Here is a 23,265-nt window from a genome sequence, read left to right on the forward strand (position 1 = left end):
CTTCCGTGGGGAGCGATTCCGGTGGGTGGATGGGAGGGAGCTGCGACGGTCCCGTCACGTGGCGCGCCGGCGGAGTCTGGCGCGGGCCAGCGCCACGGCGTTGGGTACCACCACCGAGGCGATCAGCAGCGAACCGGTGACGATGTCGAGCGTGTCGGCCCGCACATCGGCGAGTTGGAGGGCGTTGCGCAGCGTCGCGAGCAGCAGCACCCCGGCCAGCACCCCGAGCAGCGTGCCCCGGCCGCCGAAGATGGACACCCCGCCCAGCAACACGGCGGCCACCACGGCCAGTTCGAGGCCCTCGCCGTTGTCGGCCCGCGCGCTGGCGTACCGCAGCGTCCAGTAGACGCCGGCCAGGCCCGAGACCGCGCCGCAGGCCACGAACAGCCAGAACCTGGCCCTGGCCACCGGGACACCGGCGAACGCGGCCGCCTCGGCGTTGTTGCCGATGGCGTACAACTGCCGCCCGAACGGCGTCAGATGCAGCGTCACGCCGAAGCCGACGGCGAGCAGGAGGGTGATCACCATCGCCCAGGGCAGCGCCCCGCCGGCCACCGTGTCGGCCGCCGCGCTCGTCCAGTCGGTCGGGAAGTCGGCCACCGCCTGGTCGCCGAGGACCACGAACGCCAGCCCCCGGTACGCCGCGAGCGTGCCGATGGTCACGGCCAGCGACGGCAGTCCGAAGCCGGTGACGAAGAGCCCGTTGACGGCGCCGAGCAGCGCGCCGAGCGCCACCACCGCCACCACGATCAGCTCCAACGGCCAGCCGGAGAGCCAGAGTTGGCCCATCACCGCGCTGCACAGACCGAGCGTGCTCGCCACCGACAGGTCGATCTCGCCGGTGATCACCACGAGCGTCACCGGCAGCGCGATCAGCAGCACCGCCACCGCGTCGAGCATCAGGAACCTGGCGTTGCGCGCGTCGGCGAAGCCGTCCACGCCGAGCCCCGCGCCCACCACCACGAGCAGCAGGACCAGGACGACCGCGCTCTCCCACCGCACCAACGAGGCGAGCCCGGCCCGGGCCCGGCCGTCCCGCGACTCCTGGGAACTCGCGTAGAGCGTGTCACGCACCATCGAACACCCTCCTGCTCCGCCGGCCGGCCACCCGGGCCGCCAGCAGTCGGTCGAGCCCGATCGCCGCGAGGATCAACCCGCCCACCACGGCCTGCTGCCAGAACGGATCCACCCGCAGCACCGCGAGCGAGCTGCCGATGGTGGTCAGCAGCAGCGCGCCGAGCGCCGCGCCGTACGCCGACCCGCTGCCACCGAAGATCGCCACCCCGCCGACCACCGCCGCGGCCACCACCTGGAGTTCGAGCCCGGTGCCCACCGTGGCGTCCACCGTGCCGAACCTGGCCGCGTGCAGCACCCCGGCGAGGCCGGCGAGCGCGCCGCTCGCCACGAAGGCGCCGAACACCCGCCGCCCGACCGGGATGCCGGAGAGCCGGGCCGCCGTCGGCTCCGAGCCGATCGCGTACAGCTCCCGGCCGCCGCGGTACGAGCCCAGGTAGCTCCCCACCACGACGAGCACCGCGACCGCGATCAGCGCCAGCACCGGCACCCCGAGCACCGTCGCGGTGCCGAAGTCCAGGAACCCGCGCGGCATGTCGGCGGCGTTGATCTGCTCGCCCGCCGCCCAACTGTGGTCGACGCCGCGGAAGACGTACAACGTGCCCAGCGTGATCACCAGCGCCGGCACCCGGGCCGCGGCGATCAGCGCGCCGTTGACCACCCCGCACAGCGCGCCGAGCGCGAGCCCGGCGAGCAGCGCCAGCGGGATCGGCGTGCCGGGCGCCGAGGACATCAACTGGCCGGTGCCGAAGGCCGCGAGGCCCAGGACCGAGCCGACCGAGAGGTCGATGTTGCGGGTCACGATCACCAGCGTCTGGCCGACCGCGAGTACCACCAGGATGGCGGCGCTCAGCAGCACGTCCTGGACCGACTGGGCGGAGAGGAAACGGGAGTTGGACGCCGCCGTCACCGCCACCAGCGCCGCGAGTGCCAGCAGCACCCCGAGCTCCCTGGCCGCGCCGAGCCGGCGCAGTCCCTCGCCGCGGCGCGGGCGCGCCGGCCGCTGGCCGGGCGGGGCCACCGAGGAGTCCGTGCCGGTCGCGCTCATGCCGCCACCCCCCGCTGCCCGGTGGCCGCGAACATCACCGACTCCTCGGTGGCCTCGTCCCGCGACAGTTCGGCGGTGACCCGGCCCTCGCGCATCACCAGTACCCGGTCGGCCATGCCGAGCACCTCCGGCAGTTCCGAGGAGACCATCAGTACCGCGAGACCCTCGCCGGCGAGCCGGGACATGGTCCGGTGCACCTCGGCCTTGGTGCCGACGTCGATGCCGCGGGTCGGCTCGTCCACGATCAGCACCCGCGGCCCGGTCGCCAGCCACTTGGCCAGCACCACCTTCTGCTGGTTGCCGCCGGAGAGCGTGGCCACCGGGTCGGCGAGCCGACCGAACCGCACCCGCAGCCGCTCGGCCCACTCGGCCGCGGCCCGCCGCTCGCCGCCGCCGGTCAGCAGGCCGAGCCGGGTCAGGTGGCGCAGCCGGGTCAGGGTGGCGTTGCGCTCGATGGACAGCTCCATCACGAGCCCCTGCTGCCGGCGGTCCTCGGGCACCAGCGCGAGGCCGGCGGCCATCGCCCGGGCGGGGGAGCCCGGGGGCAGCCGGGTACCTGCGACCCGTACCTCGCCGGTGTCGTAGCGGTCCACGCCGAAGACCGCCCGTACCACCTCGCTGCGGCCGGCACCCACCAGGCCGGCCAACGCCACGATCTCGCCGGCGCGCACCGAGAAGCCGACGTCGTGGAAGACGCCCGCCCGACCAAGGCCGCGCACCTCGAGCACGGTCTCGCCCGGCTCGGTCTCCTCCTTCGGGAACAGCGCTGCGACGTCCCGGCCGACCATCCGGCGCACCACGGTCTCCGGCGTCACCTCGGCGACGGGATCGGTGGAGACCAGGCCGCCGTCGCGCAGCACGGTGATGTCGTCGGAGAGCGAGAAGACCTCGTCGAAGCGGTGCGAGATGAACAGCACGGCGGCGCCCCGCCGGCACAGGCCGCGGACCACCGCGAACAGCCGCTCCACCTCGACGCCGGAGAGCGCGGCGGTCGGCTCGTCCATCACGAAGACCCGCGCCTCGACGGACAGGGCCTTGGCGATCTCGACGAGCTGCTGGTCGGCGATGGACAGGCCACGGGCCGGCCGGTCGGGATCGACGGCGACGCCGAGCCGTTCGAAGAGCCGGGTCGTGGCGGCGCGCAGCGCGGCCCGGTCGATGCGGCCGAGGCGGGTGGTGGGCTGACGGCCCATGAAGATGTTCTCGGCGACGGACAGGTCGGGGAAGAGGGTGGGCTCCTGGTAGATGACGGCGATCCCGGCGTCCAGCGCCGCGGCCGGGCCACCGAGCCGGGTCGGCCGCCCGTCGAGCACGACCGCCCCGGTGTCGGGCTGGTGGACGCCGGCCAGCATCTTGACGATCGTCGACTTGCCGGCGCCGTTCTCCCCGACGAGGGCGTGCACCCGGCCGGGTTCGAGCGATAAGGACACGTCCCGCACGGCGGCGACGGGCCCGAAGGACTTGGTGACCTCGCGTAGTTGGAGCAACGACACGGCACTCCCTCGTCACGCGGTGAAACGATTCAACCTCGCGCTGTCGACCGTAGGGGGCGCGTTCTGCCGATGTCAATAGCCGTGCGGTGGTCGGGCGTTGCCCGACAAATCGACGTGTCGCGCGGGTGCGGGGCGGGGCGCTTCGCGCGCGGCGCCACAGCGGTTGCCGTGCCGCGTGCTCTGCGCGGGCCGGCGCGCCGGCGGCGACCCTCCGGCCGTGCCCGATGCGTTCGCCACGCGAGCACTTCTCGTCCCGACCAATCGTCGCGCACGGGCCGGTCGTGCTCGCGCGCCGCGGTCAGACGTCGGCCAGCGGGGCGCTTCGCGCGCGGCGCCGCGCCGCGTGCCCCGCGGCTCATCGCGGTCGGGCTCTGCGCGGGCCGGCGCGCCGGCCCGGGCGCTTCCCGTCACGGGGGTCGGTCGCTTCTCCGCCCCGGCTGTGCCGCGCCGCGGTCAGACGTCGGCCAGCAGGCCGGCGAGTGGTGGGGGCACCCGGTCGGGGTCGAGCGCCTGGACGAGGACGTGGCCGTAGCGGATCTTGCGCCCCTTCTTGGTGCCGAGGAAACGCCGCAACTGCTGCTGCGGGGTACGGCCCCGCTGCGCGGGCTGTCGCAGGAAGGTCTCCAGCGCGCGCAGGTCGCCCTCCGCGCCGACCAGTTCCCGCACCCGGGACACGCCCAGGGCGCGGATGAGCTCGTCCTCCAGGTCCGCCGCGCAGACGAAGATGCCCCGCGGCGGCACGCCGGCCCGCTCCCAGCCGCGGGTGTAGAAGCCGTGCTCCGCCTCGTCGCAGAGACCCGTGAGCCGGAGCCCGAGGCCGGGCGGCCCGAGGAGGCTGGTGAAGCGGCCGACACTCATCGCGCCGCCCATCGACAGGACGCAGACCCCCTCGGCCGCCAGGTCCCGGCCACGGCGCGCGGCGAGCGCGTCGACCGCCGCCCTGTCGCTCGGTCCTTCGAGCAGGACGACCGCCCGGAGGGGCAGTCGGGTCGCCAACTCGCGCGCCCGGTCGCCGGGGCCGCCGGCCGCCCACGCGGTGACCGCCGCGCGGAACGCCTCCATCTCAAGCACGAGGCGAGTCTCCGCCCTTTCCGGCCACCGCGGTAGGGAATTTCCGCCGTCGCTCCTCGGCGCGGCCGGCCGCCGCGTTCGCCCTTCGCGTAACGGGGGACGAGGAGAAGCGGCCCCGGCCCGCAACCGGCCCGTGCCGGCCCGGGGTTGGCGCAGGTCGGGCCGCCCGCAGGGCGGATCGCGCTGGACTGATGTGCGCGCGAGGGCGGAAGCTTGGGCGGGGCACTCGGGAATCTTCGAGGGCCGGCGCGCACTGAGACAAGCACGGAACACTGACAGCAGGAGACGAGATGTCCAAGACCGACGCACTCAAGCGGCTCTCCGACGAGGGGGTGGCGATCTGGCTGGACGACCTGTCCCGGCGGCGGATCGCGTCGGGGGATCTGGCTGGGCTGATCGAGGGCCGGCAGGTGGTCGGGGTCACGACCAATCCGGCGATCTTCCAGAAGGCGATCTCAGGCGGCGACGGCTACGAGGAGCAGTTGACGGAGCTGGCCGCGCGGAAGGTCACCGTCGACGAGGCCCTTCGCATGATCACCACCGTCGACGTGCGGGACGCGGCGGACGTGCTGCGCCCGGTGTACGAGGCGAGCGGCGGGGCGGACGGCCGGGTGTCGATCGAGGTCGACCCCCGTTTCGCGCACGACACGGCCGCGACGATAGCCGAGGCCAAGCAGCTGGCCTGGCTGGTCGACCGGCCCAACGCGCTGATCAAGATCCCGGCGACCCGGGCCGGGCTGCCGGCCATCACCGAGGTGATCGCGCAGGGGATCAGCGTGAACGTGACGCTGATCTTCTCCCTGGAGCGCTACCGCGAGGTGATGGACGCGTACCAGGCGGGCCTGGAGAGGGCGAAGGCCGCCGGGCTCGACCTGTCGGCCATCTACTCGGTGGCGTCGTTCTTCGTCTCGCGCGTGGACACCGAGGTCGACAAGCGGCTCGACGCGATCGGCACCGACGCCGCCAAGGCCCTCAAGGGCCGGGCCGCCCTCGCCAACGCCCGCCTGGCGTACCAGGCGTTCGAGGAGGTCGTGGCGGCCGACCGCTGGCAGGCCCTGTCGCGGGAGGGCGCCAACCCGCAGCGGCCGCTGTGGGCCTCCACCGGCGTCAAGGACCCGGCCTACCCCGACACCCTCTACGTCACCGAGCTGGTGGCGCCCGGCACGGTCAACACCATGCCGGAGCCGACCCTGTTGGCCACCGAGGACCACGGCGTCGTCAGCGGGGACACGGTGACCGGCGGCTACGCGCAGGCCCGCGCCGACCTCGACGCGCTGGGCGAGCTCGGCGTCTCCTACGACGAGGTGGTGCAGCTCCTGGAGGACGAGGGCGTGGCCAAGTTCGAGCAGGCCTGGCAGGAGCTGCTGGACTCCACCGAGGCCGCCCTGGCGCGGCTGGCCGCCAAGGGGGCCTGACCACGATGACCGACCACGACAGCCGGGACAGCTGGGTCAACCCGCTGCTCGACCCGGCGACCGACCGGCGGCTGCCGCGCATCGCGGGCCCCTCCGGTCTGGTGATCTTCGGTGTGACGGGTGACCTGTCGCGCAAGAAGCTGATGCCGGCGGTCTACGACCTCGCCAACCGGGGTCTGCTGCCGCCGGGCTTCTCGCTGGTGGGCTTCGCCCGCCGGGACTGGGAGCACGAGGACTTCGCGAAGGAGGTGCACGACGCCGTCAAGGCGCACGCCCGCACCCCCTTCCGCGAGGAGGTCTGGGAGGAGCTGAGCCAGGGGATGCGCTTCGTCCCCGGCGTGTTCGACGACGACGAGGCGTTCAAGCGGCTGCGCGAGACCGTGGAGGAGCTGGACGCGGCGCGCGGCACCAGCGGCAACTTCGCGTTCTACCTCTCCGTGCCGCCGAAGTTCTTCCCCCAGGTGGTGCGGCAGCTCAAGCGGCACGGCCTGTCGGAGGCGCCGGGCGGCTCGTGGCGGCGGGCGGTGATCGAGAAGCCCTTCGGTCACGACCTGGCCAGCGCCGAGGAGCTCAACGCGGTGGTGCACGAGGTCTTCCCGCCCCGCGAGGTGTTCCGGATCGACCACTACCTGGGCAAGGAGACGGTCCAGAACATCCTGGCGCTGCGGTTCGCCAACACGATGTTCGAGCCGATCTGGAACCGGTCCTACGTGGACCACGTGCAGATCACCATGGCCGAGGACATCGGCATCGGCGGCCGCGCCGGCTACTACGACGGCATCGGCTCCGCCCGCGACGTCATCCAGAACCACCTGCTCCAGCTGCTCGCCCTCACCGCCATGGAGGAGCCCTCCGGCTTCGACGCGGACGCGCTGGTCGAGGAGAAGCTGAAGGTGCTGCGCGCCGTCAAGCTGCCCGCCGACCTGGGCCGGCACACGGTGCGCGGCCAGTACACGGGCGGCTGGCAGGGCGGCGAGAAGGTCGCCGGCTACCTGGAGGAGGCGGGCATCAGCCCGCAGTCCAAGACCGACACCTACGCGGCCGTCAAGCTGGAGATCGACAACCGGCGCTGGGCCGGGGTGCCGTTCTACCTGCGCACCGGCAAGCGCCTCGGCCGCCGGGTCACGGAGATCGCGGTGGTCTTCCAGCGCGCCCCGCACTCGCCGTTCGACACCACCGACACCCAGGAGCTCGGGCAGAACGCGCTGGTGATCCGGGTGCAGCCGGACGAGGGCGTCACGGTGCGGTTCGGCTCCAAGGTGCCCGGCACCCAGATGGAGATCAGGGACGTCACCATGGACTTCGCCTACGGCGAGTCCTTCACCGAGTCCAGCCCCGAGGCGTACGAACGCCTGCTGCTCGACGTGCTGCTCGGCGACGCCAACCTCTTCCCCCGCCACCAGGAGGTCGAGGAGTCGTGGCGGATCCTCGATCCGATCGAGGAGTACTGGGACCGGCACGGCAGGCCGGCGCCCTACGCGGCCGGCACCTGGGGTCCGGTCGAGGCGGACCGGATGCTGGCACAAGAGGGAAGGAGCTGGCGGCGGCCATGAGCATCGAACTGACCGGCACGACATCGAGCAGGATCAACGCGGCGCTCGTCGAGGCCAGGCGCGCCGCCGGCAGCCCCGCCGTCGGCATGGTGCTGACCCTGGTCATCGTCACCGACGAGGAGAACGCGCACGACTCGCTGAAGGCGGCGCGGGACGCGGCGCGTGAGCACCCGAGCCGGATCCTGGTGATCATCCGCCGCCCCGGCCGCGGCGCCGCGCGCCGCACCGAGTCGCGGCTCGACGCGGAGGTGCGGGTCGGCGGCGACGAGGGCAACGGCGAGACGGTGCTGCTGCGGCTGCGCGGCGAACTGGCCGACCACGCCGACTCGGTGGTGCTGCCGCTGCTGCTGCCGGACGCGCCGGTGGTGGTCTGGTGGCCGGTCGAGGCGCCGGCCGACCCGGCCCGGGACCGCCTCGGGGCGCTCGCGCAGCGCCGGATCACCGACTCCTACGCCGTCGAGGAGCCGCTGAAGGCGTTGGCGGCGCGGGCCGCGTCGTACGCGCCCGGCGACACCGACCTGGCCTGGACCCGGCTCACCCCCTGGCGCTCCATGCTGGCGGCCGCGCTCGACCAGGCGCGCGCCGACGTGCTGTCGGCCGTGGTGGAGAGCGAGGCCGAGAACCCCAGCGCCGAGCTGCTCGCCCGCTGGTTCGCGGCCCGGCTCGGCGTGCCGGTGGAGCAGGTGGTCACGGAAGGCCCCGTGGTCACCGCCGTCCGGCTGCGGACGGCCGGCGGCGAGATCCACATCGACCGGCCCGAGGGCGCGGTGGCGAAGCTCGCCATCCCCGGCCAGCCGGACCGCACCCTGGCGCTGAAGGTCCGCAACACCGCGGAGCTGATCGCCGAGGAGCTGCGCCGGCTCGACCCGGACGAGGCGTACGCCGCGGCACTGCGCGCCACCGTGCGGGCGCCGTCCGCCGCCACCGGGTTCGCGGTCGAGCAGGAGGTGGCACCCGCCGCGGCCGAGGCCGCGGGCTAGCCGACGGTCAGTCCCACAGGTCGGTGGGCACGCCCGCACGCTGTGACCGCGCCGGTCGAGCACGCGCCCCACATGTTTGTAGGTGCGCAGCACGACGGCGCGGTCCGTGATCCGCAGCCGCAGGTGGCCGAGCTCGCTCCATGGCGCCTGGGTTTTCAACACGAAGAGTTCCTACTCCTCTTCCGCCTCGGGCCACGGGTCCGGCCCGAGGCGGAAGTGAGCGTTACCCGCCGGAGCCAGCCGCCACTCGCAGCCACGTCGCCGCCCCGGCCGCGTGAACCGACCGGGGCGGAGGTGCGTCGGGCTACTCGCCCTGGCCCCCCAACTCCTCGTCGAGCCACGCCTGTACGGGCTCGAACAGCCCGTAGGGCACGTACTCGGGAATGTCGGCGCGGCTCACCCACGCGATCTCGGCGATCTCGCGTGGGGCGCCGTTGACAGCCTCGCCTTCGAGCACTCGGCAGGCGACATAGGTAACGTGCCGGCCGGTCTTCGGGTGGATGCGGTCGCCGAGCACCACTGTGGCTTGGACGGCGAGCCTGGTCTCCTCGGCGGTCTCACGCACCGCGGCCTCAGCCGGCGTCTCCCCGGGCTCGATCTTGCCGGCGGGAAAGTGCCACACCAGCTCGCCCTCGGGGACGGCGCGCCGCACGAGCAGCACCCGTCCGTTCCGGACGATGACGCCGGCCGCGACAGGGCGCATCAGTAGAAGGCGGGTGCCACGGCGAGGCCGGTGCCGAGCGCGGCCACCATGGCCGCTCCGGTGAGGGCACGTCGGGTGCACATGAGGTTCCCTCCCGGTCAGGTGGTGTTACCACCTCGCTGCGGCGGCGCCCGCACGTCCTTACCGATGCCTGCGCGGGGCTTGCCCGCGGCGGGGCGGCGGTCAGCAGCAGGTGGGCACGTCCTGAGTGCCGGAGACGGCATGTGCGGGCGTGATGGCGAGGCCGGCGGCGAGCGCGGCGATCACCGCGACTCCGGCGAGGATACGGCGGATACGCATGAGAAGCCTTTCCGTTGACGGTTCTGAGGTCAGGAGCGGTGCGGCCTCTGCGCTCACTCCTCGATGAAGTCGTTCCAGCTCTCGCAGTTGAAGCCGACCATGTCGTTGGGCCCGTCCACGATGCACACCTCGATGCCCATGAATCCCCCGTCCGGGATGTTGCCGAACGGATCCCAGATCACGGTGGTGGAGAAGCCCTCGCCGTTGTAGCGGCTGCCCAGGAGGGTGCCGTCGAGCCACGCCCAGGCACGGACGCCGTCGCGGTCGGCGCAGGCGTCGTAGATCTCGACGTAGTCGTCGTTGGGACCGCCGCCCGGGGCACCCTCGCCGTGGTCGATGAACCTGGCGATGCCGCAGTTGTCGGAGGTGTAGAGCCAGTAGGTGTCGGTCGCCGCCTGGGCGGGCGCGGCGGTGATGAGCACAGCGAAGGCGCCGGCCGCGGCGGCGCCGGTAAGTGCGCGTAGGGTGCGCATGGTCCCTCCCCCTTACCGATGACCCCCTGGGTGGGGCACGATCCAGAGCGTGACCGCACCGCTCCTCGGGTGCCAGGGGTTCGGGCTGTCCCGGACTGTCCCGGACGGTGGGATGTCCGGGACCTGCGGTGTCCGGGCCAGGCAGACCCCCGCCCATCGGCCGGGGGGTCTTCGCGTCCGTGTCCCGCCCCGCATCCGCCGCACCGGTAGCGGTCCTGACTGACCCGCCAGGGGATGACGCCGCCGCAGGGGCAGCGCGGCATGACGGGCCGCTCGCCGGTCACGGCGGCATGAACCTGGAAACCGGCCCTGGCGGCTGCGGTGAAGGTCTCCGCGGGTGAGGGGCGACGATGGTCACGCTACGGGTCAGTCCCACAGGTCGGTGGGCACCGCCCGCACGCTGTGGCCGCGCCGGTCGAGCACGCGCCCCACGTGTTTGTAGGTGCGCAGCACGACGGCGCGGTCCGTGATCCGCAGCCGCAGGTGGCCGAGCTCGCGGGCGAGGTGCGCCTCCAGGCCGTGCACGTCGTGCAGGGTGCGCAGCCACACGTCCAGGATCAGGTTGTGCGGGCCGGCCGTCATGGTGCACAGCCGCAGTTCCGGCAGGGTGCGCAGGGCGGCGGCCGCCGCCTCCAGGTGTTCCGCCGGCACGGAGGCGAAGTAGACGGCGGACACCGGCCAGCCGGTGAGCGGCCTGGCCAGGTTGCAGCGCAGCGACAGCAGGCCGTCGCGCAGCAGCCGGGCGAGGCCGCGCCGGGTGGTGGCCACGCTGCTCTCCACCACCGTGGCCAGCTCGGCCAGCGGCATCCGGCCGTCGGAGCCGAGCGCCACGGCGATGCGGCGCTCCAGCGGGCGCAGCGGCTCGTCGGGTGAGGCGGCGGCCCTGGAGCGCGGCTCGGCCGGCCGCAGCCGCTCCACCTGGGCCGGGCTGAGCGCCCGCAGCCGCCACTGGCTGCCCTCGAAGGGCGCCGCCGTGATCACGTGCAGCCGGGTGGTGCGCACCCCCGGCACCCGGCAGACCCGCTCGGTGACGTACTCGGCGAGCCAGTCCAGGTCCCGCGCCCACACGATGGCCAGCAGCTCCCTGGTGCCCGAGGTCTGCTTGAGGCTCAGCACGGCGGGGTCGTTGCTGAGCGTGTTGGCCACGTCGGCGAGCCGGGAGCCGTCCACCGTGATCTCCAGCTGGGCCCTGGCCAGCGTGTCGTGCGCGGGCGAGAGGTAGCCGTCGATCCAGGCGGCCCCCGAGTCCCGCAGCCTGGCCCAGCGGCGGGCCGCGGTGACCGGATCGATCTCCAGGACCTCGCCGATCAGCGTCCAGGGCGCGCGCGGCTGGACCTGCAGGGCGTGCACGATGGCCAGATCCAGCTCATCGAGGCCGACCGAGGTGGTCGATCTCTGCGCCCTCGAAGCGGGAACGAATCCTGCGCGCACTGTCTCCTCCTGACTCGAATCCGGCGATTTTACCGTCGAGAAATCCAGGGTACGGACCATATCCGCCGGACAGACCCCTACCGCGAGGAGCCGCTGTGCCGACCACACCGCTGACGATCACCGGTGCCCGGATCATCGACGGGACGGGCGCCGAGCCCGTCGTGAACGGCGAGATCCAGACAGACGAGCGCGGCGACCTGGCCTATGTCGGCCCGGCCGCCGGCGCCCCCGAGCGGGCGCCGGACGCGCGGGTGATCGACGTGGCGGGCCGCACCGTGCTGCCCGGCTTCATCGACTGCCACGTGCACTTCGGCGTGGGGTCGATGTCCGAGATCCCGACGCTGTTCGCCGCCGACCCGACGGTGGGTGTGCTGCGCACCGCCGAGCGGATGCGCCGCACCCTGCACGCGGGCATCACCACGGCCCGTGACCTCGGCGGCACGCCGGCCGGCTTCCGCGCCGCCGTGACCGAGGGGCTGATCGAGGGGCCCAGGCTGCACACGGCCGTGCGCATCATGGGCCACACCGGTGGCCACGCCGACTTCACCACCCCCTCGGGCGTCGACACCAGCGGTGGGATGGGCGAGATCGCCGACACCGTCGACCAGGTGCGGATCGCGGTCCGCCGCCTGCTGCGGGACGGCGCCGACGTCATCAAGCTGTGCGCGACCGGCGGCATGGGCAGCCCGCACGACCAGCCCGAGGACGAGGGCCTGACCGAGGACGAGATCCGCGCCGTGGTCTCGGAGGTGGCCAGGCACGGCGGGCGCCCGGTGGCCGCCCACGCCCAGGGCACCGCCGGCATACTCAACGCGATCCGCGGCGGGGTCACCAGCATCGAGCACGGCTACGGCCTCGACGACGAGGCCTGCGACCTGGCGGGGGAGCGCGGCGTGTTCGTCGTGCCCACGCTGTCCACCGTCTTCGACGGCATCGACAAGTCGAAGATGGCGCCCTACCACTACGAGAAGAAGATCCGCTGGTCCGGGATCACCCGGGAGAACATCTCCCGGGCCATCCAGCGCGGGCTGCGGATCGCGATGGGCACGGATGCCGGCGTCTGCCCGCACGCGCAGAACCTCAGGGAGCTGATGCACCTGGTGGCGCTCGGCATGACGCCGATGGACGCCATCCTCGCCGGCACCCGCACCGCCGCCGAACTGCTCGGCCTCGCCGAGCGGATCGGCACCCTGGAGGCCGGCAAGGCCGCCGACCTCGTCGTCTGCGACGGCGACCCGCTCTCCGACATCGCCGTCCTGGCCACGCCGGACAACGTCCGCTACGTCGTCCAGCAGGGCGTCGTCCGCAAGGCTCCCGAGACCGTGAGCTGACGCGGCGCCGGTCGAACAAGCTCGTCCCCTGAAAGGTATCCCCGAGATGCAGGACACCCTCGCCCAGGCCTCGCCAGGACCAGGAACCGGCCCCGGCTCCGGCCCCGGGCTCCTGGACCGCGTGCTCGGCGGCATAGAGCGCGCCGGCAACCGGCTGCCCCACCCGTTCTACCTGTTCACCCTCCTCTTCGTGGTGCTCGCCGTGGTCTCCACGGTGCTGGCCGCGTTCGACGCCAGCGTCACCGTGCCGGGCACCGAGGACGAGTTGCAGGTCAAGGGGCTGCTGACGGGCGAGGGCCTGCGCTGGCTGCTGGAGAACCTGATCCCCAACTTCACCGGCTTCCCCTCGCTCGGCACCGTGCTGCTGATGATGATGGCGGTGGGCGTCGCCGAGAAGACGGGGCTGCTGGAGGCCGTGGTGCGGGCCACCATCGCCCGGGCGCCGGCGCGGGTGCTGCCGTACGCGATGGCGTTCGTCGCCTGCCAGGGCCATGTGATGAGCGACATCGCCATCCTGGTGATCCCGCCGCTGGCCGCGCTCGCCTTCCGCAGCGCGGGCCGCAACCCGGTGGCCGGGCTCATCGGCGCCTTCGCCTGCGTCTGCGCCGGCTACGCGGCCGGCTTCATCATCGGCTCGCTCGACGCGCTCTACACCGGCATCACCCAGACCGCGGTGACCGTGCTGCCGAACGGCGCCGAGGCCCCCACCCACATCCTGGTCAACTACTTCTTCACCGCGGCCGCCAGCGCGGTGCTGGCGCTGATGGGCGGCTTCCTCACCGCCCGGGTGCTCGAACCACGGCTGCCACAGCCCGAGTTGGACCCCAGCAGCGAGCTCGGCGCGGACGGCGTCACCACCGAGGTCACGGCCGTCGAGCGGCGCGGGCTGCGCAACGCGGCCCTGGTGTTCCTCGGCTACGCGGCCGTGGTGGTCACCGGCTGGCTGCTGCCCGACTCGCCGCTGCGCGGTGAGGGCGGCGCGCTGGTGCCGTCCCCGGTGCTGACCGGCATCGTGCCGCTGCTGTTCGTCGCCTTCCTGCTGGCCGGCGTCGTCTACGGGGTGACTGTCCGCAGCCTCAGCAAGGCCGACGACGTGCCCCGGCTGATGGCCGACTCGGTCACCAACATGTCGGGCTACATCGTGCTGATCTTCGCGATCTCGCAGGTGATCGGCGTCTTCAACTGGTCGGGCGTCGGCACCCTGCTGGCCGTGAAGTGCGCCGCGCTGCTGGAGTCGGCGGGCCTGACCGGCTTCCTCGGCATCGCGCTGTTCGTGCTGCTGGTGTGCGTGCTCAACCTCTTCATCACCTCGGGCTCCGCGCTGTGGTCGCTGATGGCGCCGGTGTTCGTGCCCACCTTCATGCTGCTCGGCATGGAACCGGCGTTCACCCAGGCCGCGTTCCGCATCGGCGACTCGGCCACCCAGATGATCACGCCGATGAACCCCTACCTGTTCCTGACCCTGGCGCTGCTGCGGCGCTACGAGCCGAGCGCCCAACTCGGCACGCTGCTCTCCCGGTTGTCGGTGTTCGTGGTGCCGTTCCTGATCGCCTGGCTCGCGGTGCTCGGCATCTTCTACGGATTCGACCTGCCGCTGGGCCCGGGCGCGGACATCCACTCCCCCTAAGGGCGGCCACTCGCCGTAGGAGGGCCGTCCGCCCGTCAGCCTGCCGGGATCCGGCAGGCTGACGGGTGGAAGCGCTGCCGCGACGCGGCCGTGCGTGTGGCGGTGTCGGCAAGCCATGATGCGTGGCATGAACAACGTGGGGGAGATGCACTTCCGGGCCGACCGCAGACCCGCCCTGTGGACGCTCACCGGGGTCGGGGCAGCCGGGGTCGCGCTGGCCGCGGTGGCCGTGGTGTTCTGGGGCGAGCTCCTGCCCCTCTGGCTGACCGCCGGCTTCTTCTTCGCCGTGCTGGGCGTCAGCGGGCCCTACGGGCTCTCCGCCCGGGTGAGCGCCGACGCGTACGGCCTGCGCTCGCGGGTCCTGGTCCGCCGGCGGAGTGTGGCCTGGGCCGACGTCGCCGACCTGCGGGTGCGGGTGACGGACACCCACAAGTACGGGCAGTACCACCGCGTCAGCGTGCTGACGCGGCACGGGCGGGAGTGGCGGCTGCCCCTGCCCTACCGCAACGGAGCCGCGGACGACGGACGCTTCGACGCGGACGTGGCGGCGCTGCGCGCGCTGCACCGCGGGTACGGGGCGCCGGAGTCCGACCACCTGGTGGTCGTCTCGAACCGGACCGCCGGCGGCGGTCGCCGGTTGGTGCCGCTGGTGCTGACCGTGCTGCTGCTCGCGGGGGCGGTCGGCACCGCGTTGCTCGCGCCGCACCTCGGCTCCGAGCGGCGGGAGTGGCGGTCGGCCACCCCGTGCGCCGCCGACACACCGACCGGCGAGCGCGACGGGTGCCGCACCACCCTGCCCGCCGTGATCGCCGAGACCGACATGGCCCCGTCCAACCGGCCCAGGCAGAGCAGTTGGCTGTACCTGGTCGACGGCCGGCCGCTGGAGCGCGTCGAGGTCTCCGCCGAGGCCGCCGAGGCGTTTCGGCCGGGCGACGCCGTCGAACTGACCCTCTGGCGCGGGCAGGTGAGGGAGGTCGTGGGGGAGCGCCACACGTGGCGCGAGCACGTGCCGGGTGCCGGTGACGCGGCGGTCGCCTCGGCGGCCCTCGCGCTGGCCGCCGGTTACCCGGCCGCCAGGCTGGTGTTGCTCCGGCGCTGGCGCCGGCTGCCCGACGACGAGGTCCTGCCGTCGGCCCTGCCGTTCGCCGGGGCACTCCTCGGGACCGCCCTGTGGCTGCTGCCGCTGTGCTACCTGCGGCCCACGGCGCCGCTCGGCTCCGCGGAGACGGCCGCCTGGGCGGCCGCCGGCTCGCTGGTCACCGTCGGCCTCCTTCGCTGGGCCTGGCGCGCCACCCGCGTCCGTGCCCCGCAGGCCGTGGCGCCCGAAGCGCCGGCCGTCGCGGACGAGGACGTGTTCGTCTCCGCCCGCTTCCTGGAGCACACCGACTACAACCCGCACGGCTTCGGCACCCATGTCGTCATCGGGGGCGGCCCGCCCGCGGTGACGCCGCACCCGGGCCCCGGCCGGTTCGCGGCGCGGCCGATCCCGACCGGGCGGCTCCGCCTCAGGGAGGTCAGGCGGGCCAGGGGCGCCGACGGCGAGACCGTCCCGAGGAGCTGGCACGTCGCCGAGTTCGACGACGCCGGAACGCCGGTCAGGCTCGCGGCCGCCCCGGACGACCTGGCACGGGTGGTCCGCCTGGTGGACCCGGCGGGTGCCGCCGCGGCCTACGCCCGTCCTCGGCCGGCGTCGGCGGCGGGCCGCAACGCGTAGCTGGCCAGCGGCTCGTAGCGCGGGCGCTGTCCGGGGATGCCCTCGGCCGGCAGGTGGCTGCGCAGCAGGGTGAACTCGCCGACCGTCCACGGGGTGCCCGCCACGTCGCCCAGCGCCGCCGCGTACGGCGCGAGGTCCACCCGGTCCCGGCCGCGCGCGATGGTCAGGTGCGGGTGGTAGGCGCGGTGGTCGTCGAGCGCGATTCCCGAGCGGCGGGCGGCGGCCGAGGTCGCCGCCGCGAGACCCCGCAGCACGGCCACCTCGCCGTCCACCCCCGCCCACAGCACCCGCTGCGCGAACCGGCCGCCGCCCGCGAGCCACAGCGTGTGCCGGGCGCGGTGGGCCGCCACCCGCCCGAGCCGCTCGCGCAGCTCGGGCACCCGCTCGGGCGGCACGTCGCCGAAGAACGCCAACACCAGGTGCCAGCCGCCGGGATCGGTCCAGCGCAGCCGCCCGGCGCCCGGCAGGCGGTGCAACTCCTCGACGACCACGGCGAGTTCGTCCAACATGGGCTTGGGCGGCAACACCGCGGCGAACAGTCTCATCCCCGTCATACCGGCAGTGTCCCGCCTCACTCCGGCTCGTCGCGCGCCTCCACGCGGGACCGGCCGGGTGGCGTGGATCGGTGTCCGAAATCCGGCGGGCACCCCCGTGTGTCGGCGCCGGCGGATAACATCGGGGGCACGGACCGTTAAAGGAACGGCAAAGAGGTTCCTCGGTTCGGAGGGCCTCACAAGGCGGGGAGTGATCAGATGCTCCGACAGGGCACGAGCGGTCCGGAGGGCGGTCCCGCGGGCGGCACGCCGGTCATCGATCTGCGTGGCCCGGCGGCCGCGCGCGCGGCCCCGGCGCCGCCGTGGCGGCCGGGGGACCGGGTGGTGGTCTCCGGGCTGCCGGGCAGCGGCAAGTCCACCCTGATGAGCCGGGTGGCGGCGCCCGCCGGCGGCCGGCTCGTGCTGGTGGACTCCCAGCACGAGCGCGAGCGTTGGGCGGCCCGGCTGCCCCGCTGGCTGCCGTACGGGGTCTACCGGCCGGCCGTCAGGATCGCCCACTACGTCCGGTTATGGCGGGCGTTGCGCTCGCCCGCCGGCGTCCTGGTGCACGACTGCGGCCGGAACGCCTTCGTCAGGCGCTGGCTGGCCAGGGACGCCAGGCGGCGGGCGCGCGGCTTCCACCTGCTGCTGCTCGACGTTCCTGCCGAGGCGGCGCTGGCCGGCCAGCTCGCCCGCGGCCGGGCGGTGTCGGTGCCGGCGTTCGGCCGGCACCGGCGGGCGGTGGCCCGGCTGATAGCCGAGGTCGAGGCGGGCACGCTGCCGCCCGGCTGCGCCTCGGCCACCCTCCTCGACCGGGCCTCCGTCAGCCGGCTCGACCGGCGGTGGCTGGTCCGTCCACCCAGTCCGGCGGCAGCCGAACGTATTTGACGGTCTGCCGCCAGTAGGTGAACGCGATGTGCAGCGCGCCGTCCGGGGTCTGCCGGATCGTCGGGTAGGACAGCTCCCGGTTGAGCCGGTCCCGGGAGTTGTTGGTCAGGCAGTGGCCGTCGCCCGTCTCCAGGTCCCGGCGCAGCGGCCAACTCAGGCCGCCGTCCGGCGAGATCGCCAGCGTCAGCGGCGCCCTCGGCGCGCCCCAGAAGGCCCGCCCGGCCGGCTCGGCGGCCGGCGGGCCCGCCTCGCCCGCCCGGCCCGCCTCGTCGATCTCGTCGTAGAGTGAGACCCGGCGGGCCGTGGCGTCGGCGGCGCTGCTGTGGTTGAAGACCAGAGCCAGCCGACCGTCCGCCAACACCGCGCACTGCAGCGAGGAGTTGTTGTTGGGCAGCTCCGTGGGCGTCGGCGGCGTCCAGCTCTCCCCGTCGTCGAGTGAGACCGCGCGGTACACGCTGTCGGCCCACCGGCTGCGGAACAGCGCGACGAGGGTGCCGTCCGCCAACGGCAGGACGTTCATGTGCACCTGACCCGTGCTCTCCGGCACCGGGCGCTCCCGCCAGCTCGCCCCCGCGTCGTCGCTGATCAGCACCGAGCTGGTGTCGCGCTCGCCGGTCCACCTGGCGCCCGGCACCGGCACGCAGCGGAAGATCGGCAGCAGCCAGCGTCCCGAGGGCAGCACCACGGGCGGCTGCCGGATGAACACCCCGCCCTCGGGCCCGGCCGGGAAGAGGGTGCGCGGACCGTCCCAGCTCTGCCCGCCGTCCCGGGAAACCCGCAGCCTGACCTCGGCGGTGTCCTGGTCACCGGCGCGCTGGGCGGTGTACAGCAGCCACAGGTCGCCGGCCGGGGTGGGGAACAGCAGGGGGTTCTGCTCGGAGCGGGTCGGGTCGTCCGAGAGCCGCACCGGCGGCTCCCAGGCGGCGGCGCCCGGCGCCAACCGGGAGAACCAGATCGAGATGTCCGGCACGCCCTCCTGGGTGCCGCCGAACCAGACACAGCCCAGGGCGCCGTCCGGCAGCACCGTCAGGCTGGCGGCGTGGTTCTGGACGGCGGGCGCCGGCAGGTACGCCTCGACCACGCCCGGGTCCTCCGGACGCGGCCGTAGCACCCCGTCGGGGTGCTCGGGCGGCGCCTCGCCCCACGCTGGCCTGTCGCTCATGGCACTCAACTCCTTCGCGTCGCCCGGCTCAGGACCTGGCCGTCGTCAGGTGGTCGCGGGCGACCTGCTCCAGGTGGATCAGCTCGGAGGAGACGGTCGCGAAGGTGTAGCCCTCGGCGAGCCGCCGGGCGGCCGAGGCGCCGTCCGAGGTGTGGATGCCGGCGGCGATCCCGGCGGCCGCGGCGGCCTCCCGCACCCGCGCCAGCGCCGCCTCGAACTCCGTGTCGAGCGCCGGGTCGGTCGACGTCTCGCCGCCCAGCGCGATCCGCAGGTCCGAGGGGCCGACGTAGACGCCGTCGAGACCAGGGGTGGCACAGATCTCGTCCAGGTTGGCCAGACCGGCCGCCGTCTCGATCATCGCCAGCACCACCGTCGCCTCGTGCGCCTCCGCCGGCTTGGGCCCGATCCGCAGCTGGGCGCGCATCGGCCCGTAGGAGCGGCGGCCGACCGGCGGGTAGCGGCAGGCGGAGACGGCCGCCGCGGCCTGCTCGGCCGTGTCGATCAGCGGCACGATGACGCCGGTGGCGCCGGCGTCCAGCGCCCGGCCGATGGGCGCCGGGTCGTTGGCCACCACGCGCACCATGCCGACCGAGGCCCCGCCCGCGTCGATGGCGGTCAGCGACTGCAGCATCTCCTGGTACCCGAAGAGCCCGTGCTGGGCGTCCAGGCAGACGTAGTCGTAACCGAGCCTGGCGAGCCGTTCGTTGATCACGGGCGAGCCGACGATCGACCAGTAGCCGATCAGCTTCTCGCGGGAGCGCAGGGCGGCGGCGAAACGGGCGGAATCCATACGGGGGTCGGCCTCACTCTCGGTCGGGTGTGTGGGGGGATGGGGATGTCGGCGGTCAGCGGTTGTAGGCGGGCATGGGGCCGCGCAGCTCGGCGCCGACCTCGTCGCAGGCCTTCAGCACGTCGGCGGGGAGCGGCCCGGCCTGCGCGGCCGCGATGTTGGCCCGCAGGTGCTCGATCCGGGAGCCGCCGAGCAGCACGGCGGTCACCCCGTCGCGGCCCAGCAGCCAGCGCACGGACAGCTCGGCGAGGCCCACGCCGGCCTGCTCCGCGATGTCCGCGAGCCGCGCCACGGCCTCGAAGAGCCGCGGGTTCCAGTAGCGCTGCCGGTACATGGGGGCCAGCCGCGAGTCGCCGAACCGGCCCGCGCCCGGCGCGTCCTCGAAGTGGTGCCGGCCGGTCAACAGGCCGCCGGCCAGCGGGTTGTAGACCATCGTCCGCAGTCCCGAGGTGGCCGCGAACTCCAGGTACTCCTCCTCGACCCGGCGGGCCAGCAGGTTGTACAGCTGCTGGGCGACCACCGGACGCGGGGCGCCCACCGCGTCGGCGACCCGGCCGAGCTCGGCGATCTGCCAGGCGGCGTAGTTGGACACCCCGAGTGCCCTGATCTTGCCCTCGGCGACGAACTCGGCGACCGTGCCGAGCGTGTCGGCCAGCGGCACCGAGCGGTCCGGCTGGTGCAGGTAGAACAGGTCGACGTGGTCGGCCCGCAGTCGCCGCAGGCTGCCCTCCAGGGCGGCCCGCATGCCGGCCGGCGAGAGCGGGCTGTGGTCGCCGGTGTCGGGGTGCGGCATGCCGGCCTTGGTGGCCAGCATGATCCGCTCCCGGCGGGCCGGCGTCAGCAGGTCCGCCAGGATCTCCTCGGTGGCGCCGCCGGCGTAGGCGTTGGCGGTGTCGACCGCGGTGATCCCGGCGTCGAGCGCCAGGTCGAGCATCGCCTCGGCGCCCGCCGGGTCGACGGTGTCCCCGAAGGTCATGGTGCCCAGCACCAGGGGGGACAGCGGGACCCGGACGCCGGGCAACTCGGTGCTCACGCGACTTCTCCTCTCGACGGCCCGGAGTTCCGGGCGCTGGCTGTGTTGACCACGGAGCGCGGCTTGCGGCCCCGCATGGCCGCCGGGTCCAGGGCGGCGCGCCGAAGCGCCCTGGTGTAGGGGTCGGACGGCGCGGCGAGCACCCGCTCGGTCGACCCGGACTCCACGAGGCGGCCGTCCCGCATCACGATGATCTCCGAGCTGATCTCGCGGACCACGCCCAGGTTGTGGGAGATCACGATGAACGTCAGCTCCGACTCCTCGCGCAGTTCGCGCAGCAGCTTGAGCACCTGCGCCTGCACCGAGACGTCCAGCGCCGAGGTGGCCTCGTCGCAGATCAGCAACTCGGGGTTGCTGGCCAGGGCGCGGGCGATGCCGATCCGCTGCCGTTGACCGCCGGAGAACTCGGCGGGCCTGCGGTGCAGCGCGCTGGTCGGCAGGCCGACCCGGTCCAGCAGTTCGGCCGCGCGTTTCGCGCGGTGCGCCTTGTCCCGGTCGCCCGCCACGCGCAGCGGCTCGGCGACGATCTCCTGCGCCGTGCAGTGCGGGTCGAGGGAGCCGTAGGGGTCCTGGAAGACCATCTGCACCTTGTGCCGCAGCGGGCGCAGCCGGCGCTCGGAGAGCGGGGCCAGGTCGACGCCGTCCAGCTCGATCCGGCCCGCCGTGGGCTTGAGCAGCCGCACCAGGCTGCGGGCCACGGTGGACTTGCCGCAGCCGGACTCGCCGACGATCGCCAGCGAGCCGCCGCGCTCGACGCTGAAGCTGAGGTCGTCGACGGCCCGGTGGACGCCGCCGGGGACCGGGTAGTCGACCCGCAGTCCGCTGACGGACAGGAAGGGGGTGCTCATCGTCCGGCCTCCTCGGGCACGCTGTCTGCGGGGGCGTCCTCGTCCCAGGGGCCGAGCACCGGCACCGCGGCGAGCAGCTTCCTGGTGTAGGGCTCGGCGGGCGCGTCGACGACCTGCTCCACGGGTCCGGACTCGACGAAGCGGCCCTCGCGCATCACATGGATGCGGTCGGAGACCAGCCGGGCCACGCCCAGGTCGTGGGTGATCATCAGGATGCCGATGCCGGTGCGCTCCTGGAGTTCGAGCAGCAGGTCGAGGATGCCGGCCTGCACGGTGACGTCCAGCGCCGAGGTCGGCTCGTCCGCCACCAGCAGCACGGGCTCGGCGGCGAGCGCGATGGCGATCAGCACCCGCTGGAGCATGCCGCCGGAGAGCTGGTGCGGGTAGGCGTCCCAGCGGCTCTCCGGCTTGCCGATCCGGACCTGGGCCAGCAGCTCCACCCCGCGGGCGCGGGCCTCGGCCCTGGACAGCTCCGGGTGGCGCAGCCGGATGGCCTCGCCCAGCTGCCGCCCGACGGTGTGCACCGGGCTGAGCGCGGTCATCGGGTCCTGCGGGATCAGCGAGACCTTGCGGCCCAGGATCCTCGACATGGCGCCCGGGTCGGCGACGGTGTCGACGCCGGCGATCCTGGCGGTGCCCGAGACCACGGCAAGCCCCTCGGGCAGCAGCCGCAGGATGCCCATCGCGGTGGTCGACTTGCCCGAGCCCGACTCGCCGATGAGGGTCACGGTCTCGCCGCTGTCGATGCTGAAGCTGACGCCGTCCACGGCGCGCACCACGCCGTGCTCGGTGATGAGCTCGATCGCCAGGTCGCGCACGTCGAGCAGCGGCTCGTGGGAGGCGGCCGGCGTGGGTTCGGTGGTGGCCATCAGTTGCCCTCCGTTGCCGCGGTGACGGTCCTGCGCACCCGGGAGCGGTCCCGCAGCCCGTCGCCGATCAGGTTGACGCCGACCACCAGCAGCACGATCACCAGTCCCGGCAGGGTGACCAGCCACCAGGAGGTCGTGATGTAGTCCTGGCCGTCGGAGATGATCCGCCCCCAGGTCGCGAACGGCCGCTGGGGCCCGGCGCCCAGGTAGCTGAGCGCGCTCTCCAGCAGCACGGCCTGGGCCAGCAGCAGGAGCACGACGAGTGTGGCCTGGCGGATGATGTTGGGCAGGATGTGCCGGAGCAGGATCTGCACCCGGCGCAGGCCCAGCATCCTGGCCGCCGCCACATAGGGCTTCTCGCGCTCCACCAGCACCAGGGACCTGGTGAGCCTGGCCACCTCGGGCCACTGGGCGACCGCGATGACGCTGGTGATCACCGGCACCGAGGGGTCGAACAGGGCGACCACGAGCAGCAGCATCATCAGCAGCGGCAGCGACATCTGGGCCTCGAGCAGCCGGGAGACCACCGAGTCGACCCAGCCGCCGAAGTAGCCGGCGGAGGCGCCGGCCACGATGCCGATGACGCCGGAGACCACCACCGCCAGCACGCCGATGGTCAGCGAGACCTGGCCGCCGTGCAGGATCCGCGACAGCAGGTCCCGGCCGAGCTGGTCGGTGCCGAACAGGTGCCCGTCGGTGAACGGCGCGAGCCGGCGCTGCGCGAGGTCCTGGTCGTCGGGACCAGGCAGCGGCAGGACCCGCGCGAGGGCGATCGGCAGCACCACGAGCAGGGTGCAGACGGAGCCGATCCACAGCTTGAGCCGGGCGGCGCGGCGGCGCCTGGTGGCGGTCGCCGCGGCCAGCTGCCTCGCGGTGACGGCGCTCGGACGTCCGGAGCCGGCGGTGGTTTCCAGGGCGGTGCTCATGGC

Annotated in this window: 21 protein-coding genes; 7 read left to right on the plus strand and 14 right to left on the minus strand. The window is 73.8% G+C overall.

What is annotated here, in order from left to right:
• Nucleotides 1-54: 54 nt before the first annotated feature.
• From RNC47_RS28745 to RNC47_RS28760, 4 genes are all read right to left on the minus strand, one after another.
• Nucleotides 55-1,077, minus strand: a complete 1,023-nt coding sequence (locus RNC47_RS28745) for an ABC transporter permease (protein WP_311602872.1) — start codon at nt 1,075-1,077, stop codon at nt 55-57.
• Nucleotides 1,067-2,122 (minus strand): ABC transporter permease, encoded by a 1,056-nt coding sequence (locus RNC47_RS28750; protein ID WP_311602873.1) that lies wholly within the window; start codon nt 2,120-2,122, stop codon nt 1,067-1,069. The genes RNC47_RS28745 and RNC47_RS28750 overlap by 11 nt, the downstream gene beginning before the upstream one ends.
• Nucleotides 2,119-3,615, minus strand: coding sequence for a sugar ABC transporter ATP-binding protein (locus RNC47_RS28755; protein WP_311602875.1), 1,497 nt, complete (start codon nt 3,613-3,615; stop codon nt 2,119-2,121). Before RNC47_RS28755 ends, RNC47_RS28750 begins: the two co-directional genes overlap by 4 nt.
• A 453-nt stretch (nt 3,616-4,068) precedes the next feature.
• A complete protein-coding gene (locus RNC47_RS28760) occupies nt 4,069-4,677 on the minus strand; it encodes a TOPRIM nucleotidyl transferase/hydrolase domain-containing protein (RefSeq protein WP_394814903.1) in 609 nt (202 codons plus the stop codon).
• Nucleotides 4,678-4,976: 299 nt separating this feature from the next.
• Between RNC47_RS28760 and tal the strand changes: the two genes are divergently transcribed.
• From tal to opcA, 3 genes are read left to right on the plus strand one after another with little or no spacing between them, the layout of a single operon-like run.
• Entirely contained in the window at nt 4,977-6,101 is a 1,125-nt protein-coding gene (gene tal, locus RNC47_RS28765) for a transaldolase (RefSeq protein WP_311602878.1), read from the plus strand.
• A 5-nt stretch (nt 6,102-6,106) separates the two neighbouring features.
• Nucleotides 6,107-7,654, plus strand: coding sequence for a glucose-6-phosphate dehydrogenase (gene zwf, locus RNC47_RS28770; protein WP_311602879.1), 1,548 nt, complete (start codon nt 6,107-6,109; stop codon nt 7,652-7,654).
• Nucleotides 7,651-8,634: a glucose-6-phosphate dehydrogenase assembly protein OpcA gene (gene opcA / locus RNC47_RS28775; RefSeq protein ID WP_311602881.1), complete on the plus strand. Its 984-nt coding sequence runs from the start codon at nt 7,651-7,653 to the stop codon at nt 8,632-8,634. Before zwf ends, opcA begins: the two co-directional genes overlap by 4 nt.
• Before the next feature lie 304 nt (nt 8,635-8,938).
• Here opcA and RNC47_RS28780 read toward each other — a convergent pair whose 3' ends face one another.
• From RNC47_RS28780 to RNC47_RS28790, 3 genes are all read right to left on the minus strand, one after another.
• On the minus strand, nt 8,939-9,337 hold the full coding sequence (locus RNC47_RS28780; RefSeq protein ID WP_311602883.1) for an NUDIX hydrolase: 399 nt from the start codon (nt 9,335-9,337) through the stop codon (nt 8,939-8,941).
• A 353-nt stretch (nt 9,338-9,690) separates the two neighbouring features.
• On the minus strand, nt 9,691-10,110 hold the full coding sequence (locus tag RNC47_RS28785; protein WP_311602885.1) for a hypothetical protein: 420 nt from the start codon (nt 10,108-10,110) through the stop codon (nt 9,691-9,693).
• Nucleotides 10,111-10,476: 366 nt separating this feature from the next.
• Nucleotides 10,477-11,541 carry an Lrp/AsnC family transcriptional regulator gene (locus tag RNC47_RS28790; RefSeq protein ID WP_311602886.1) on the minus strand — a complete coding sequence of 355 codons (1,065 nt, stop codon included), beginning with the start codon at nt 11,539-11,541 and terminating at the stop codon, nt 10,477-10,479.
• Nucleotides 11,542-11,636: 95 nt separating this feature from the next.
• Here RNC47_RS28790 and RNC47_RS28795 point away from each other — a divergent pair, with 95 nt between their 5' ends.
• From RNC47_RS28795 to RNC47_RS28805, 3 genes are all read left to right on the plus strand, one after another.
• Nucleotides 11,637-12,872, plus strand: coding sequence for a metal-dependent hydrolase family protein (locus tag RNC47_RS28795; RefSeq protein WP_311602887.1), 1,236 nt, complete (start codon nt 11,637-11,639; stop codon nt 12,870-12,872).
• A 46-nt stretch (nt 12,873-12,918) separates the two neighbouring features.
• Complete coding sequence (locus RNC47_RS28800; RefSeq protein WP_311602888.1) at nt 12,919-14,499, plus strand: AbgT family transporter; 1,581 nt, start codon at nt 12,919-12,921, stop codon at nt 14,497-14,499.
• A 127-nt stretch (nt 14,500-14,626) separates the two neighbouring features.
• Nucleotides 14,627-16,213 (plus strand): PH domain-containing protein, encoded by a 1,587-nt coding sequence (locus RNC47_RS28805; RefSeq protein WP_311602889.1) that lies wholly within the window; start codon nt 14,627-14,629, stop codon nt 16,211-16,213.
• On the opposite strand, the gene thpR is transcribed toward RNC47_RS28805, so the two are convergent.
• A complete protein-coding gene (thpR, locus tag RNC47_RS28810; protein ID WP_311602890.1) occupies nt 16,168-16,767 on the minus strand; it encodes an RNA 2',3'-cyclic phosphodiesterase in 600 nt (199 codons plus the stop codon). The two genes, RNC47_RS28805 and thpR, sit on opposite strands and share 46 nt — an antisense overlap.
• Before the next feature lie 198 nt (nt 16,768-16,965).
• Here thpR and RNC47_RS28815 point away from each other — a divergent pair, with 198 nt between their 5' ends.
• A complete protein-coding gene (locus RNC47_RS28815) occupies nt 16,966-17,634 on the plus strand; it encodes an AAA family ATPase (RefSeq protein WP_311602891.1) in 669 nt (222 codons plus the stop codon).
• Here RNC47_RS28815 and RNC47_RS28820 read toward each other — a convergent pair.
• Genes RNC47_RS28820 through RNC47_RS28845 form a run of 6 tightly spaced genes read right to left on the minus strand, consistent with a single transcriptional unit; the run spans nt 17,570 to nt 23,262 of the window.
• Nucleotides 17,570-18,796 (minus strand): sialidase family protein, encoded by a 1,227-nt coding sequence (locus tag RNC47_RS28820; protein ID WP_311602892.1) that lies wholly within the window; start codon nt 18,794-18,796, stop codon nt 17,570-17,572. The two genes, RNC47_RS28815 and RNC47_RS28820, sit on opposite strands and share 65 nt — an antisense overlap.
• A gap of 28 nt (nt 18,797-18,824) precedes the next feature.
• A complete protein-coding gene (locus RNC47_RS28825; RefSeq protein WP_311602893.1) occupies nt 18,825-19,586 on the minus strand; it encodes an HpcH/HpaI aldolase family protein in 762 nt (253 codons plus the stop codon).
• A 55-nt stretch (nt 19,587-19,641) separates the two neighbouring features.
• Entirely contained in the window at nt 19,642-20,619 is a 978-nt protein-coding gene (locus tag RNC47_RS28830) for an aldo/keto reductase (protein ID WP_311602895.1), read from the minus strand.
• A complete protein-coding gene (locus RNC47_RS28835) occupies nt 20,616-21,467 on the minus strand; it encodes an ABC transporter ATP-binding protein (RefSeq protein WP_311602897.1) in 852 nt (283 codons plus the stop codon). The genes RNC47_RS28830 and RNC47_RS28835 overlap by 4 nt, the downstream gene beginning before the upstream one ends.
• Nucleotides 21,464-22,336 carry an ABC transporter ATP-binding protein gene (locus RNC47_RS28840; protein ID WP_311602899.1) on the minus strand — a complete coding sequence of 291 codons (873 nt, stop codon included), beginning with the start codon at nt 22,334-22,336 and terminating at the stop codon, nt 21,464-21,466. Before RNC47_RS28840 ends, RNC47_RS28835 begins: the two co-directional genes overlap by 4 nt.
• Nucleotides 22,336-23,262: an ABC transporter permease gene (locus RNC47_RS28845; RefSeq protein ID WP_311602900.1), complete on the minus strand. Its 927-nt coding sequence runs from the start codon at nt 23,260-23,262 to the stop codon at nt 22,336-22,338. The genes RNC47_RS28840 and RNC47_RS28845 overlap by 1 nt, the downstream gene beginning before the upstream one ends.
• Nucleotides 23,263-23,265: the final 3 nt, after the last annotated feature.

The sequence above is a fragment of the Streptomyces millisiae genome (genome assembly GCF_031845425.1).
Lineage (GTDB): Bacteria > Actinomycetota > Actinomycetes > Streptomycetales > Streptomycetaceae > Streptomyces > Streptomyces millisiae.

What these genes read in the sequence shown, in the direction of transcription:
- RNC47_RS28745 (WP_311602872.1), bottom strand. Translation starts at nt 1,077, where the DNA reads ATGGTGCGTGACACGCTCTACGCGAGTTCCCAGGAGTCGCGGGACGGC.
- RNC47_RS28750 (WP_311602873.1), bottom strand. Translation starts at nt 2,122, where the DNA reads ATGAGCGCGACCGGCACGGACTCCTCGGTGGCCCCGCCCGGCCAGCGG.
- RNC47_RS28760 (WP_394814903.1), bottom strand. Translation starts at nt 4,677, where the DNA reads ATGGAGGCGTTCCGCGCGGCGGTCACCGCGTGGGCGGCCGGCGGCCCC.
- tal (WP_311602878.1), top strand. Translation starts at nt 4,977, where the DNA reads ATGTCCAAGACCGACGCACTCAAGCGGCTCTCCGACGAGGGGGTGGCG.
- zwf (WP_311602879.1), top strand. Translation starts at nt 6,107, where the DNA reads ATGACCGACCACGACAGCCGGGACAGCTGGGTCAACCCGCTGCTCGAC.
- opcA (WP_311602881.1), top strand. Translation starts at nt 7,651, where the DNA reads ATGAGCATCGAACTGACCGGCACGACATCGAGCAGGATCAACGCGGCG.
- RNC47_RS28780 (WP_311602883.1), bottom strand. Translation starts at nt 9,337, where the DNA reads ATGCGCCCTGTCGCGGCCGGCGTCATCGTCCGGAACGGACGGGTGCTG.
- RNC47_RS28785 (WP_311602885.1), bottom strand. Translation starts at nt 10,110, where the DNA reads ATGCGCACCCTACGCGCACTTACCGGCGCCGCCGCGGCCGGCGCCTTC.
- RNC47_RS28800 (WP_311602888.1), top strand. Translation starts at nt 12,919, where the DNA reads ATGCAGGACACCCTCGCCCAGGCCTCGCCAGGACCAGGAACCGGCCCC.
- RNC47_RS28805 (WP_311602889.1), top strand. Translation starts at nt 14,627, where the DNA reads ATGAACAACGTGGGGGAGATGCACTTCCGGGCCGACCGCAGACCCGCC.
- thpR (WP_311602890.1), bottom strand. Translation starts at nt 16,767, where the DNA reads ATGACGGGGATGAGACTGTTCGCCGCGGTGTTGCCGCCCAAGCCCATG.
- RNC47_RS28815 (WP_311602891.1), top strand. Translation starts at nt 16,966, where the DNA reads ATGCTCCGACAGGGCACGAGCGGTCCGGAGGGCGGTCCCGCGGGCGGC.
- RNC47_RS28820 (WP_311602892.1), bottom strand. Translation starts at nt 18,796, where the DNA reads ATGAGCGACAGGCCAGCGTGGGGCGAGGCGCCGCCCGAGCACCCCGAC.
- RNC47_RS28825 (WP_311602893.1), bottom strand. Translation starts at nt 19,586, where the DNA reads ATGGATTCCGCCCGTTTCGCCGCCGCCCTGCGCTCCCGCGAGAAGCTG.
- RNC47_RS28835 (WP_311602897.1), bottom strand. Translation starts at nt 21,467, where the DNA reads ATGAGCACCCCCTTCCTGTCCGTCAGCGGACTGCGGGTCGACTACCCG.
- RNC47_RS28840 (WP_311602899.1), bottom strand. Translation starts at nt 22,336, where the DNA reads ATGGCCACCACCGAACCCACGCCGGCCGCCTCCCACGAGCCGCTGCTC.
- RNC47_RS28845 (WP_311602900.1), bottom strand. Translation starts at nt 23,262, where the DNA reads ATGAGCACCGCCCTGGAAACCACCGCCGGCTCCGGACGTCCGAGCGCC.